Genomic DNA, 13343 nt, shown 5'->3' on the forward strand with positions numbered 1-13343 from the left:
CTCACACCCGCTCGCCGGGCGGCGGCCCCGCGTGGTCCTGGAGTTGCTGCGCCGTGGCGCGGAACTCGCTCAGCCACTCCGCCGTTTCCGACTCCACCTGCCTCCGTACGGCCTCGACCAGCGACGTGAGCAGCGCGAGCCGGCGCTCCAGCGCCGCCGGGTCGAGGGTGCCGGAAGCGGGTTCCGCCGCGCGGAGCTGTTCCGCCGCCCAGGCCATCCGGAAGTCGTTCAGCTCGGCGCGCAGCGCGTGCGCCGCGGTGATGTCGCGCATCCAGCCCGAGGAGAGCCCGAAGAAGTGGTCGAAGCCCTTGCAGCCCGCCGCCAGCGCCAGCAGGACGTACCCCCAGCCCTGCGGCGGGCCGCCGGAGACGACGCTCGCCAGCGGGATCAGCGTGCCGGCGACCGCGAGGAGGATCGTCAGCGCGCTGATCACGCGGGAGCCGCGGCGCTTGAGACGCTTGTCGTTGAGATACCACTCGATGGCGTCCTCCGCCTCGCGCTCCGCCCACGCCCGCAGCTCGCGCAGGATCTCCCGCTGCCCGCCGGTGGCCTCCAGCGCGGCGCCGGGGAAGGGCCGGCCCCGCAGGTCGCGGCCTCTGCCCCGTCCGATGCGGACGTCCGGCGTCCCCGTGTCCCGACCCGGCATCAACTGCCTCCGCGCTCGCCCCAGTCCAGCTCACCGAGGCTATCGGCAACGGGGGCCCGGGGGGCGGCGGACGGGCGGAACCCGCCACCCCGGCGATCCGTCCGGTACGTCGCGGAGGCGGGCCCGGGCCGTACACGCCGGGGGTCTGCGCCCGTGCCGTACGCCGCGGGCCGGGCCCGGTCCGTACGCGCACGGGCGCTTCCCCGCTCCGTACGGACCGGGCGCTCCCCCGCTCCGTACCGCCGTCTCAGGCGCTTTCCGCCGACCACCACACCGTGCTGTCCGCCGGCAGCTCCACCTCGCCGCCCTGCTGCCCGACCGGCTCACCGCCCGCGCCCTCCGCGCTGGCCAGCAGCAGCCGCCCCGCCGGGACCGTGATCCGCACCGCCGCGTCCGTGGTGTTCGCCGCGCAGACGAACGCCGCGCCGCCGTCCGCCGGTTCGCGCCGGAACAGCAGCACCCCCGCCGGTGCGTCCAGCCACTCGACCCCGTCCCCCGCGCCCAGCGCCGGGTGTTCGCGGCGTACCGCCAGCGCCGCCCGGTACAGCTCCAGCGTGGAGCCGGGGTCGCCGGTCTGCGCCTCGACGCTCAGCTCCCCCCACCCGGCCGGCTGCGGCAGCCAGCTCCCGCCGTCCCCGAAGCCGTACGAACTGCCCGCCACCGTCCACGGGATCGGCACCCGGCAGCCGTCGCGGAACCCGTCCTGCCCCGCCCCGCGCGCGAACGCCGGGTCCTGCCGCACCTCGTCGGGCAGGTCGGTGACGTCCGGCAGGCCCAGCTCCTCGCCCTGGTAGAGGTACGCGGAGCCGGGCAGCGCGAGCATCAGCAGCGTCGCCGCGCGGGCCCGGCGCAGGCCCAGCACCGGGTCGCCGGCGGAGCGCAACTGGGTGCCCAGGCCCGCCGGGTTGGCGAAGCGGGTGGCGTGCCGGGTGACGTCGTGGTTGGACAGCACCCAGGTCGCGGGCGCGCCGACGGGGCGCATGGCCGCCAGGGAGGCATCGACGACGGAGCGCAGCTCGGCGGCGTCCCAGTAGGTGCCGAGGTACTGGAAGTTGAACGCCTGGTGCAGCTCGTCGGGCCGGACGTAGTTGGCGGTGCGCTCCACGGTCGGCGTCCACGCCTCGGCGACCGCGATGCGCCGGCCGGGGTACTCCTCCAGGACGCGCCGCCAGCTCCGGTAGATCTCGTGCACGCCGTCCTGGTCGAAGAACGGCACGGCGGCGTGGCCGAGCAGCCTGAGCTGGTCGTCGCCGCCGATGTCGGGCAGCCCGGCGGCCTTGACCAGGCCGTGGGCGACGTCTACGCGGAAGCCGTCCACGCCCATGTCGAGCCAGAAGCGCAGGATGGAGCGGAACTCGTCGGCGACCGCCGGGTGCTCCCAGTCGAAGTCGGGCTGCTCGGGGGCGAAGAGGTGCAGGTACCACTCGCCGTCGGGGCAGCGGGTCCAGGCGGGGCCGCCGAAGATGGACTCCCAGTCGTTGGGCGGCAGTTCGCCGTGCGCGCCCTTGCCCGGGCGGAAGTGGTAGCGGGCCCGCAGGGGGGAGCCGGGGCCCTCGCGCAGGGCGCGGCGGAACCACTCGTGGCGGTCGGAGGAGTGGTTGGGTACGACGTCCACGATGATCCGCAGGCCCAGCTCGTGGGCGTCGCGGATGAGGGCGTCGGCGTCGTGGAGGGTGCCGTAGACGGGGTCGATGGCGCGGTAGTCGGCGACGTCGTAGCCGCCGTCGGCCTGCGGGGAGGCGTAGAAGGGGCTGAGCCACACCGCGTCTACGCCGAGGTTCGCGAGGTACGGCAGCCGGGCGCGGATGCCGGGCAGGTCCCCGGTGCCGTCGCCGTCGCCGTCGGCGAAGCTGCGCGGATAGACCTGGTAGATCACCGCGTCGCGCCACCAGTCGAGGGCGTCGGCGGAGTCGGCGGCCGTACGGGCGGCAAGGTGCTGGGTCATGTCTTCCCCGGGTCGTCGGTGGGCGGGCGGCCGCGCGGGCCGCGTCCAGTGGCTTGCGGGAGGTGGGGGCGTAAGAGCGGTGGGGGTGCGGGAGGGGTGTAGGGACTCACGACTTGGCGGCGCCGGCGGTCAGGCCGGTCACCAGGTGGCGCTGGACGAGGTAGAAGAACGCCGCCGCCGGGATCGCGATGAGCACGCCGGTGGCGGCCATCAGGTTCCACTGCTGGTCGTGCTCGCTGACGAAGGTCGCCAGGCCGATGGGCAGCGTGTACTTGTCGGAGCTGAGCAGGAACACCGACGCGAAGGCGAACTCCGCCCACGCGGTGAGGAAGGTGTAGAACGCCGCGACCGCCATGCCCGGCCGGGCCAGCGGCAGCACCAGCCGCCAGAACGTGCCGAAGGGCGTGAGCCCGTCGACCCGGCCGGCCTCGTCGATCTCGTGCGGGATGGTGTCGAAGTAGCCCTTGAGCAGCCAGGCGCAGTACGGCACGGCCTGGGTGAGGTTGACCGCGATCAGCGCCCAGTACGTGTCCAGCAGGTCGAGCCCGGCGAGGATGTTGTAGAGCGGCACGATGAGGATCGCGAACGGGAACATCTGGGTGACCAGGAACGTCCACATGAGCTGCCGGTGGCCGGGGAAGCGCATGCGCGAGACGGCGTAGGCGGCGCTGGCGGAGACGAAGACGCCGACGAGGCAGGTGCCGAGGCTGACGATCAGCGAGTTGCCGACCCAGTGCAGGAAGTCGGTGTCGGACAGGACGGTGGTGTAGTTCGACAGGCTCGCCTTCCCGGCGATCTCGCCGGCGTGCAGGAAGTCGGTCTTGTCGGGGCCGAGCGAGATCCAGGCGAGCCAGGCGACGGGAAAGAGCGCGACGAAGCTCGCCAGCAGCAGCGTGCCGTGCAGCGCGACGGACCCGGCCGTGCTGCGCTCGCCGCGGCGGCGCGGACGGGAGGTCGCGGGGCGGGAGGGGCGGGAGGCGGCGGGGCGGCGCGGGGATGTGGCCGGGCGGGTCGGGCCGGAGGTAGCGGAGCGGGTCATCGGACGGCCGCCTCCTCGTTGCGGTTCAGCCAGCGCCGGTAGACCGACACCAGCACGACGAGCATGGACAGGATGATCACGCCGTACGCGGCGGAGCCCGCGTAGTCCCGCGGCGTCTGGCCGAAGCCGAGCCGGTAGGCCCAGGTGACCAGGATCTCGGTGTCGGGCGCGGTGGAGCCGAACAGCAGGAAGATGACGATGAACTGGTTGAACGTCCAGATGACGCCCAGCATGATCACCGTGCTGCTCACCGCGCGCAGCCCGGGCAGGGTCACGTAGCGGAAGCGCTGCCAGGGCGTGGCGCCGTCCGTCTCGGCGGCCTCGTACAGCTCGCCCGGGATCGACTGGAGCCCGCCGAGCAGCGAGACCATCATGAACGGCACCCCGCACCAGGTGTTGACGACGATCGCCGCCGTCCGCTGCCAGAACGGCTCGCTGAGCCAGGCCGGTTCGGGCATGCCGACGGAGGCGAACGCGGAGTTCAGCACGCCTCCGTCGGCGAGGATCATCCGCCAGGAGAAGACGGTGACGAACGTCGGCACCGCCCAGGGCAGGATCAGCACCAGCCGGTACAGGGTGCGCCCGCGCATCCTGCGGTTGAGCAGGACGGCCAGGCCCAGTCCGATGCCGTAGTGGAGGGCGACGCAGGCGGCGGTCCAGAAGAGCGTCCAGACGAACTGCTTCCAGAAGGTGTCGGCGCCGCTGCCGGTGAGGATCTCGACGTAGTGGTCGAGGCCGACGAAGGAGAAGCTGTCCGGGATCTCGTTGACGCCGATGGTGCGGCCGACGTTGTCGCTCGTGGCATCGGTCAGCGACAGGTAGATGCCGCGGCCCAGGGGGTACGCCACGAGCACGCCGAGGACGGCGAGGACGGGCGCCACCATGGCGTAGGCGTACCAGTGGCGGCTGTACGACTGCTTGAGGCTGCTGATCACTTGGTGCCCTTCCGGCCCGCTGCGGCGCTACGCGAAGTCGGGGACCAGCTCGCCGAACTTCTCGGCGGTTGCGTCGAGTCCGTCCTCGACGCCGGTGTCGCCCTTGAGGACGGCGGCGAGGCTCTGCGCGAAGTCGTCGCCGAGCAGCGTGGAGTACTCGGGCAGCGCGGGGCGCGGCTGTGCGGTGTCGGCCAGCACCTGCTGGTAGTCGGCGACGCCCGGGGCGGCCTTGACCTCGTCGGTGTAGGCGGAGGTGCGGGTGGGCAGGGTGCCGTTCTTCACCGCGATCTTCGCCTGGGTGTCGGCGGAGGTCATCCAGCCGACGAACTCGATCGCGGCTTCCTGGTGGGCCTCGTCGGAGCCGTTGTACACGGAGAGGTTGTGGCCGCCGGTGGGGGCGCCGGCCTTGCCGGTGGAGCCGGCCGGGACGGGCGCGATGCCGAGGTTGGCCTTGTCCTTGAAGGCGGAGCCGGCGTAGACGTTCGTCAGCTCCCACGGGCCCTGGATCACCATGGCGACCTTGCCGTTGACGAAGGCGTCCTGCATGTGGGCGTACGCGTCGGCGGTGACGTCGAGGTCGGCGGTGCCCGGCGCCTCGACGATCTCCCTGGCCTTCTCCACGCCGGTGACGGCCGCGGGCGAGTTGACGGTGATCTTCTGCGCCTCGGCGTCGACCATGTCGGTGCCCTCGCCGAAGAGGAACGGCAGCGTGTAGTACGGGTCCTTGTTGACCCAGAAGCCGTCGGCGCCGGCCTTGTCCTCGACGTCGGCGGCGACGTCCATGAGCTGGTCCCAGTCGGCGGGCGGCGCGTCGTGGCCGGCCTTCTTCAGGAGGTCCTTGTTCCACATCAGCGCGAGGGTGTCGGTGACGATCGGGGCGCCGTAGGTGGTGCCCTCGTACTGCGCCTGCTTGAGCAGCGAGGGCGTGAAGTCGTCCTGCTCGGCCAGGGCCGCGGTGCCGTCGAGCGGGGCGAGGAACTGGGACTTGGCCCAGGAGGCGGTCCAGCCGACCTCGGTGCGGATGACGTCGGGGGCGCCCTTGGTGCCGGCGGCGGTGGTGAACTTGTTCTGCGCCTGGTCGAAGGGGACGTTGACGTACTCGACCTTGATGCCGGGGTGCGCCTTCTCGAACTCCTTGATCAGCGCCTTGTACGTGGGCGCCTCGTTGGTGGCGTTGGAGGTGTCCCACCAGGTGATCGTCACCTGCCCGCCGGCGCTTCCGCCGTCGCCGCCGTCCCCGTCGTCACCGCATGCCGTCGCCACCAGCGCAAGTGAGGCGGCCAGGGCGGTGGCGGCTATGCCACGTCGCATAGTGAACTCTCCTTCAGCAGGGAACCGCGACCGCACAGCGCGGCGCCGGACGCCGAGGAAGCTAACAGGATTGAAAACGGACCGAAAGACCTTGCAACAGATTTCTGCAAGGAGTTACGGTCACTTCCGAGAACCAGGGAGGCACGACGTGCGCCAGGAACAGTCAGGTCCCGCGACCGCGCGGCTCGCCGACCTCGCGGCCCAGGCCGGGGTCAGCGAGGCCACGGTCAGCCGGGTGCTGAACGGCAAACCGGGCGTGGCGGACACCACCCGGCAGGCCGTGCTGGCCGCGCTCGACGTACTCGGCTACGAGCGGCCGGTGAAGCTGCGCCGGCGCAGCGCGGGCCTGATCGGCCTGCTCATCCCCGAGTTGGACAACCCGATCTTCCCCGGCTTCGCCCAGGTCATCGGCCAGGCGCTGACCCGGCAGGGGTACACGCCGGTGCTGGCGGCGCAGACGCCCGGCGGCTCGACGGAGGACGAGCTGACCGAGATGCTCGTGGAGCGCGGCGTGGACGGCATCGTCTTCGTCTCCGGGCTGCACGCCGACACCACCGCCGACATGGAGCGCTACACGCGGCTGCGGGGCAAGGGCGTGCCGTTCGTGATGATCAACGGCTACTCGGAGAAGTTCCAGGGCACGTTCATCTCCCCCGACGACCGGGACGCGATGCGGCTGTCGGTGACCCACCTGGCCTCCCTGGGGCACCGCCGGATCGGGCTCGCGCTCGGACCCGGCCGCTTCGTGCCCGTACAGCGGAAGGTCGAGGGGTTCCTGGACTCCATGCGCGACGTGCTGTCCGTACCCGAACAGGACGCGCGGGCGGACATCGAGCACTCGCTGTACTCGCTGGAGGGCGGGCAGGCCGCCGCGGCGGCGCTGCTGGACCGCGGCTGCACGGCGATCGTGTGCGCCAGCGACATGATGGCGCTGGGCGCGATCCGCGCGGCGCGGCAGCGGGGGTTCGCGGTGCCGCGGCAGGTGTCGGTGGTGGGCTACGACGACTCGCCGCTGATCGCCTTCACCGACCCGCCGCTGACCACGGTGCGCCAGCCGGTCACGGCCATGGGGCAGGCGGCGGTACGGGCCCTGCTGGAGGAGATCGGCGGCACACCGGCGCCGCACGCCGAGTTCGTCTTCCACCCGGAGCTGGTGGTGCGGGGTTCGACGGCCTCGGCGCCCGCGTAAGCGGCTCCGCCGCCGGGCCCGGGTGCCGAAGCGGCTCCCCCGGGCCCGGGTGCAAGGAGAATGAATCCGGGGGCTGTGCCCCCGGACCCCCTACGGATGGAAGGCGACCGCGCCCTTGGCGGGCAGGTCGAGCGCGACCCGGCCGCCCGCGACGGTGACCTTGGTGGCGCAGCCGTCGAGCGCGTTGCAGTACACGCCGTCCGCGACCGCCGTGCCGAACTCCTGGCTCACCGCCCCGCCCGTGTTGTTGAGCGCCACGAACCCGCGGTCGCCGCGGCCGAAGCCGACGACGTTGCCGCGCGGCGACTGCCAGTCGGTGACCGCCGCGTCGCCGACGGCGTTGCGCCAGCCGACCATCCCGGTGATCCGCGGGTCGCGGTCCAGGCAGTACCAGCCGGCGCCGCAGTCGGTGCCGGTGACGAAACCGCCCGCGTCGGCGGGGGGCGAGTCGTCGTTCCCGGCGTACGCGAAGCCCGCGTACACGGTGGGCGGCGCGGCGGTCCAGCCGAGCTGGAAGACGTTGGCCAGCACGGCGGTGTCGCCGTCCTTGTTCGTCAGGTGGCGGCCGTTGCGCTCGGTGTCGTGGTTGGTGACGAAGGAGACCGAGTTCCGCGCGGGCAGCAGCCCCTGGTCCCCCAGGTTCTCCAACTGCGCGATGTCACTGTGGAACGCGGCCTTCAGCCGGTCGCCGATGAAGAAGTCCAGCACCCGGCCGCTGCCGTAGTACTCGTCGGGCGCGGGGGTGCCGCCGGGGAAGACCTCGTGGAAGACGAACGGCGGCGAGCCGGCCGCGGTGTCGTCCAGCCGCCCGACGATCGCCTCCAGGTCGGCGGCCGGGATGTGCTTGGCCGCGTCCACGCGGAAGCCGGAGACGCCGCGCGCGATCTGGGAGTTCAGATAGCCGGCGATCCTGTCGCGTACGGAGTCGCTGCCGGTCTTCAGGTCCGGCAGGCCGAGCAGTTCGCAGTTCTGCACCTCCCACTTGTCGTTCCAGTCGGCGATCTCGCGGTTGCAGACATCGACGTTGTAGTCCGCCCGGGAGTACATGGGCGGCGCGTACTTGTCGCCGATCGCGGTGCCGGCGTAGCCGGTGCCGGTCTGCGCGGCGGTGTGGTTGACGACGGCGTCGGTGTAGACGGCGACGCCGGCACCGTTGCAGGCGGCGGTCATGGCGGTGAAGTCGCCCTCGCTGCCCAGCCGGCCGTTCAGGGCGTAGCTGTAGGGCTGGTAGACGTCCCACCAGTGGTGCCGGGGATGGGACAGCGACTCGGCGGGCGGCGCCACCCACACGGCGGCGTACCCGGCGGGGCCGAGGACGTCGGTGCACTCGGCGGCGACCGACTTCCAGTTCCACGACCACAGGTTGGCGATCACGTCGTTCCCGGCGGCCTGCGGCTTCGTGCTGGCGTGCGTCGCGGCGGCGGGCAGCAGCCCGAGCACGAGAGCGGCGAGGGCCGTCCCGAGCAGCAGGCGTGTGCCGCGCAGCCGTGCACGTACCGGATGAGCCATGTGTACCCTCCTGGTCCTTCGGAGAGCTGACGCGCCACAGCCACATCGGTGTACAAGTCCGGAACCCGGGCTCGCAAGATTTTGCAGAACGATCCGGGCCCCACGTTCCCGGACGACGGTAGAGGGCGCGCCGGAGCACGGTCAACCCGTGGGAAAGATGGTTGCAAGGTCTTTCAACTCCGGCCCGGCGGTGTTAACTTCTCGCACGCGGCCCCCCACACACCACCGCCGCCCCCGACGCCGGTCCGGCCGGTCGGGGGTCCTTCACAGGCCCCACGCGCCCGCCCGGCCGGACCGGTTCCACCGACGGCCGTGCGCGTGCGCGTGGGTGCGCGGAATATCAGTCCAGGTAGCCGCGGAGCTGGTCCGCGAAGGCGTGGTCCCGCAGCTTGTTGAGCGTCTTGGACTCGATCTGCCGGATCCGCTCGCGCGTCACGCCGAAGATGCGGCCTATCTCCTCCAGCGTCCGCGGCCGGCCGTCGATCAGCCCGTACCGCAACTGCACGACCTTGCGCTCCCGCTCGCCCAGCGTGGACAGCACCGCCTCCAGGTGCTCGCGCAGCAGCAGGAACGCCGCCGACTCCACGGGCGAGGCGGCGTCGCCGTCCTCGATGAGGTCGCCGAGCGCGACGTCCTCCTCCTCGCCGACCGGCGCGTGCAGCGAGACCGGCTCCTGCGCCAGCCGCAGCACCTCGCTCACCCGCTCCTCGGCGAGCCCGAGATGGGTGGCGACCTCTTCGGGCGTCGGCTCGTAGCCGCGCTCCTGGAGCATGCGGCGCTGGACGCGTACGACCCGGTTGATCAGCTCGACGACGTGCACCGGGACCCTTATGGTCCGGGCCTGGTCGGCCAGCGCGCGGGACATCGCCTGGCGGATCCACCAGGTCGCGTACGTGGAGAACTTGTAGCCGCGGGCGTAGTCGAACTTCTCCACCGCGCGGATCAGGCCGAGGTTGCCCTCCTGCACGAGGTCGAGCATCGTCAGCCCGCGGCCCACGTACCGCTTGGCGACGGAGACGACCAGACGCAGGTTGGCCTCGATCAGCCGGCGCTTGGCCATCCGGCCCAGCACGACGAGCCGGTCCAGGTCCAGCGCGAGCTGCGTCAGCTCCGGCTCCCCGGCCAGCTTCTCCTCGGCGAACAGCCCGGCCTCGACGCGGCGGGCCAGCTCCACTTCCTCGGCGGCCGTGAGCAGCGGAATCCGGCCGATCTCGCGCAGGTACTGGCGGAACAGGTCGGACGAGGGCCCGCTGCGGTCCGGCCGCACGGCGGCGGGCGGCGGCGGCATGGGCACCGGCTCGCCCGCGGGCTCGTCGAGCCCCGCCGGAGCCCCGTTCGGCAGGGTCAGGACGTCCGGCGCGCCCTCGCGCCCGGCCCGTACGGAAGTGTTGAGGGTCTGGGTCTGCACGGGGGCGACCTCCAGGGTGGTCACTGCCGGTTCGGGGACGTGGGGCAGCGGAACGGCTGCGGCGGACTCGCCGCCTTCCGTCCCGATCGTGGATAGCGGATCCCTGGCGGCTTCTCGCCCCTTCCGGGCAGCACCGCCACGCTCCGAGGACTCAGGCACCGCCCCCAGTGTGGGGTACGACACACGCCCGGCAGTAGGGTCGTGCGACCACATTTTGTGCCCGTGCCGTGACCGGATGGTTACGCAACGGACGAATGTGCACTCTCGGGGCAGCGCGAGTCGTCGCCCAACGTAACCCGATGGTCACACTGATGAAGTGACCGCCGCATATCGCGGCGGCCAGACTTGGGCCATCAGCACGGGAGGAACCACTGCTCATGGGTGAGATCCACGAGCTTCGTCGGCGCGTGGAGGCGCTGGAGGCACAGGTGCACGAGCTGACCGAACAGCAGGCGGCCACCCGGCACCTGGCGGTCAATTCGGACCGTGACGTGGCCGCGTTTCAGGAGCAGCGCCGCGCCGACATACAGCTTCTCCAGGCGCTGCGGCAGACCCAGCTTGAGCAGGGCAAGGTGCTCGGGGTGCTGGTGTCCGGACAGGTGGCCATCATGGAGCACCTCGGCATGAACCCGCCGGAGACCGCCGCCGGCGGCGACTGACCCGGCGCCGCCCCTCCCCGCCCGGGTCAGAGTGCTGCCGCGCCGCGGGCGCGGAGGGATTCTCTGTACTGCTGGAGCGTCCACAGCTCCCGCTGGGCCGCCTCGAAGCGGTCCGCCGGGCCCTGGGCGCCCAGGCGGTGGACCGTGCTGCGGACGTCGTCGATGCGGCGGTCCACCGCGGCCAGGCGGACGCCCGCGAGTTGTTCGCCCGCGTAGATCGCGTCCGGTTCGCGGCGGCTGCGGGGGGGCTCCACCGCCAGCTCCGTGATCAGCGAGCGGACGCCGTCGTCGGGGGCGGCGTCGCGGACGCGGGCCAGGTAGGCGGCGTCGTCGCCCGCGGCGGCGGCCACGCCGCCGGCCGCTTCGATGGCGGCGCGGACGATCGCGTACGGGGCGGCGGTGAACTCGTCGGCGAGGTAGGCGTCGAAGGCGGGGGCGACCAGCTTGGGGTGCTGGAGCGCGAGCTTCAGCAGCTCGCGCTCGCGGTGCAGGGCCGGGGTGCGCATGTACAGCGCGGGGCCGCCGGCGGCGGTCGTGGGACGTCCGGGGCCGGCCGGTCCCGGACCCGCGCCGCGGCCGGCCGTCTGCTCCCCCGGCCCGCGGCCCTGTGCCTGGCCCTGGCCCTGCGCCTGGCCCGGTCCGCCCCGGCCGCGGGTCGCGCCGCCCTGCGCCGCGTACCGCGCGAGCTGCCGCACCCGGTCGACCACGAACCGCTCGTCCAGGATTCCCAGCATCCCGGCGAGCTGCACCGCGTAGTCGTGCCGGATCGAGACGTCCTTGATCCGCGCCACCACCGGCGCCGCCTGCTCCAGCGCGGCCGAACGGCCCTCGGCCGTCTCCAGGTTGTGCTGCGTGACGAACGAGCGGATCGCGAACTCGAAGAGCGGCGAGCGCTCCTCGATGAGCTGCTCCACCGCCTCGTCGCCCTTGGCCAGCCGCAGGTCGCACGGGTCCATGCCGCCCGGGCTGACCGCGATCGACGTACGGGACGCGAACTTCTGGTCGTCCTCGAACGCGCGCAGCGCCGCCTTCTGCCCTGCCGCGTCGCCGTCGAAGGTGAACACGACCTCGGAGCGCGAGTTGTCCGTCAGCACCCGGCGCAGGATCTTCACGTGCTCGCCGCCGAACGCCGTGCCGCAGGTGGCGATCGCCGTCGTGACCCCGGACAGGTGGCAGGCCATCACGTCGGTGTACCCCTCGACGACGACCGCCCGGCCCTGCTTGCCGATGTCCCGCTTGGCCAGGTCGATCCCGTACAGCACCTGGGACTTGCGGTAGATCGGGGTCTCCGGCGTGTTCAGGTACTTCGGCCCGTTGTCGTCCTCGCGCAGCCGCCGGGCGCCGAAGCCGACGACCTCGCCGGTGATGTCCCGGATCGGCCACATCAGCCGCCCCCGGAACCGGTCGATGGGCCCGCGGCGACCGTCCTGCGACAGCCCGGAGAGCGTCAGCTCCTTGTCGGTGAAGCCCCTGCCGCGCAGGAAGCGGGTGAGGTGGTCCCAGCCCGCCGGTGCGTAGCCGACGCCGAAGCGCTCCGCCGCCGCCTGGTCGAAGCCGCGGTCCGCCAGGAAGGCGCGCCCGATCTCCGCCTCCGCCGAGCCGAGCTGCTCGGCGTAGAACTGCGCGGCGACCTTGTGCGCCTCCAGCAGCCGCGTGCGCTCGCCCTGCTGGCGGCCGGGGGTGTAGCCCCCCTCCTCGTACCGCAGGGTGATGCCGGCCTGGGCGGCGAGGCGCTCGATGGTCTCCGAGAAGGACAGGTGCTCGACCTTCATGACGAAGTCGACCGTGTCCCCGCCTTCCTGGCAGCCGAAGCAGTGGTAGAGCCCCTTGGCCGGGCTCACATGGAAGGAAGGGGATTTCTCATCATGAAAGGGACAGATGCCCTTGAGATTTCCACCGCCGCCGGGGCGGAGTTGCAGGTACTCGGAGACGACGGCGTCGATCGGAACCGCGTTCCTGACCGCCCGTACGTCGTCGTCGTTGATCCGCCCTGCCACGAGTGCAGTCTACGGCCGGACGCCGACAGTCCCCCGCCCGCCGCCGCGGCTTCAGGAGCCGTCGCTGTACGCGCTGAGGAAGAACGAGACGACGGACTCCACGAACTTGCCGTCGAAGGTCCGCTCGGCCACCAGGCGGCGGAACATCAGCGGCCCGGAGAGCTGGTCGATCGCCAGGTCGGTGTCGAGGCCGGCGGGCAGCTCGCCGCGCTCCTTGGCGGCATCGACGATCGCGCGCAGCCCCTCGGAGCCCGCCGTGTACAGGGACGTCTTCAGCTCGGCGTACGCCGGGTCGACGCTGACGCGCTCGATGACGGCGCGCAGCGCGCGCTCCGCGGTGGGCTCGTGCAGCCAGCGGCGCAGCACGTTCAGCTCGCCCAGCAGGTCGCGCCGCAGCTCCCCGGTGCGGCGTACGTGCGCGATCGTCAGGCCCTCGGTGATGGCGTCGCGGATCATCTCGGCCGGATCCGGCCAGTGGCGGTAGAGGGTGGTGCGGCCGACGCCGCTGCGGGCGGCCACCGAGACGTGCGTGACGGCGGCCCACCCCTGCTCGACGAGCAGTTCGCGCGCGGCGTCGAGTGCCGCGGCCCGGCTGCGTACCGCTCTCGGGTCGGGTCCGCGCTCCAAGCCCGAATATCTCGTGTCGGTGTGAGACGACAACACGACTCCATCCCGCGTGTCCCCGAGGGCCGGGGCTGGCTGACG

11 protein-coding genes are annotated in these 13343 nt (G+C 72.4%); 2 read left to right on the top strand and 9 right to left on the bottom strand.

Going from position 1 to position 13343, the window contains the following annotated elements; translation table 11 throughout:
- Position 1 precedes the first annotated feature (1 nt).
- The 5 genes from QBL21_RS26610 to QBL21_RS26630 all read right to left on the bottom strand — a co-directional run bounded on the left by QBL21_RS26610 (position 2) and on the right by QBL21_RS26630 (position 5876).
- Positions 2–646 (bottom strand): SLATT domain-containing protein, encoded by a 645-nt coding sequence (locus QBL21_RS26610; RefSeq protein ID WP_407564759.1) that lies wholly within the window; start codon positions 644–646, stop codon positions 2–4.
- A gap of 247 nt (positions 647–893) precedes the next feature.
- Positions 894–2591, bottom strand: coding sequence for a glycoside hydrolase family 13 protein (locus tag QBL21_RS26615; RefSeq protein ID WP_407564760.1), 1698 nt, complete (start codon positions 2589–2591; stop codon positions 894–896).
- A 106-nt stretch (positions 2592–2697) separates the two neighbouring features.
- Positions 2698–3630, bottom strand: a complete 933-nt coding sequence (locus tag QBL21_RS26620) for a sugar ABC transporter permease (RefSeq protein ID WP_407564761.1) — start codon at positions 3628–3630, stop codon at positions 2698–2700.
- Positions 3627–4514 (bottom strand): carbohydrate ABC transporter permease, encoded by an 888-nt coding sequence (locus QBL21_RS26625; protein WP_407566568.1) that lies wholly within the window; start codon positions 4512–4514, stop codon positions 3627–3629. The genes QBL21_RS26620 and QBL21_RS26625 overlap by 4 nt, the downstream gene beginning before the upstream one ends.
- A gap of 78 nt (positions 4515–4592) precedes the next feature.
- Entirely contained in the window at positions 4593–5876 is a 1284-nt protein-coding gene (locus QBL21_RS26630; RefSeq protein WP_407564762.1) for an extracellular solute-binding protein, read from the bottom strand.
- 148 nt (positions 5877–6024) lie between these two features.
- Between QBL21_RS26630 and QBL21_RS26635 the strand changes: the two genes are divergently transcribed.
- Positions 6025–7065 (top strand): LacI family DNA-binding transcriptional regulator, encoded by a 1041-nt coding sequence (locus tag QBL21_RS26635; RefSeq protein ID WP_407564763.1) that lies wholly within the window; start codon positions 6025–6027, stop codon positions 7063–7065.
- A gap of 90 nt (positions 7066–7155) precedes the next feature.
- On the opposite strand, the gene QBL21_RS26640 is transcribed toward QBL21_RS26635, so the two are convergent.
- Positions 7156–8574, bottom strand: coding sequence for an alpha-amylase (locus QBL21_RS26640; protein WP_407564764.1), 1419 nt, complete (start codon positions 8572–8574; stop codon positions 7156–7158).
- A 340-nt stretch (positions 8575–8914) separates the two neighbouring features.
- Complete coding sequence (locus tag QBL21_RS26645; RefSeq protein ID WP_407564765.1) at positions 8915–10006, bottom strand: RNA polymerase sigma factor; 1092 nt, start codon at positions 10004–10006, stop codon at positions 8915–8917.
- Between the two features lie 353 nt (positions 10007–10359).
- On the opposite strand from QBL21_RS26645, the gene QBL21_RS26650 reads away from it, so the two are divergent.
- Positions 10360–10641, top strand: coding sequence for a hypothetical protein (locus QBL21_RS26650; RefSeq protein WP_407564766.1), 282 nt, complete (start codon positions 10360–10362; stop codon positions 10639–10641).
- A gap of 26 nt (positions 10642–10667) precedes the next feature.
- Here QBL21_RS26650 and dnaG read toward each other — a convergent pair whose 3' ends face one another.
- On the bottom strand, positions 10668–12638 hold the full coding sequence (gene dnaG, locus QBL21_RS26655) for a DNA primase (protein WP_407564767.1): 1971 nt from the start codon (positions 12636–12638) through the stop codon (positions 10668–10670).
- 51 nt (positions 12639–12689) lie between these two features.
- Positions 12690–13265, bottom strand: a complete 576-nt coding sequence (locus QBL21_RS26660; RefSeq protein ID WP_407564768.1) for a TetR/AcrR family transcriptional regulator — start codon at positions 13263–13265, stop codon at positions 12690–12692.
- Positions 13266–13343 lie beyond the last annotated feature (78 nt).

Source organism: Streptomyces sp. 184 (assembly GCF_045781775.1).
Taxonomy (GTDB): domain Bacteria; phylum Actinomycetota; class Actinomycetes; order Streptomycetales; family Streptomycetaceae; genus Streptomyces.

What these genes read in the sequence shown, in the direction of transcription:
- QBL21_RS26610 (WP_407564759.1), bottom strand. Translation starts at nt 646, where the DNA reads ATGCCGGGTCGGGACACGGGGACGCCGGACGTCCGCATCGGACGGGGC.
- QBL21_RS26615 (WP_407564760.1), bottom strand. Translation starts at nt 2,591, where the DNA reads ATGACCCAGCACCTTGCCGCCCGTACGGCCGCCGACTCCGCCGACGCC.
- QBL21_RS26620 (WP_407564761.1), bottom strand. Translation starts at nt 3,630, where the DNA reads ATGACCCGCTCCGCTACCTCCGGCCCGACCCGCCCGGCCACATCCCCG.
- QBL21_RS26625 (WP_407566568.1), bottom strand. Translation starts at nt 4,514, where the DNA reads ATGGTGGCGCCCGTCCTCGCCGTCCTCGGCGTGCTCGTGGCGTACCCC.
- QBL21_RS26630 (WP_407564762.1), bottom strand. Translation starts at nt 5,876, where the DNA reads ATGCGACGTGGCATAGCCGCCACCGCCCTGGCCGCCTCACTTGCGCTG.
- QBL21_RS26640 (WP_407564764.1), bottom strand. Translation starts at nt 8,574, where the DNA reads ATGGCTCATCCGGTACGTGCACGGCTGCGCGGCACACGCCTGCTGCTC.
- QBL21_RS26650 (WP_407564766.1), top strand. Translation starts at nt 10,360, where the DNA reads ATGGGTGAGATCCACGAGCTTCGTCGGCGCGTGGAGGCGCTGGAGGCA.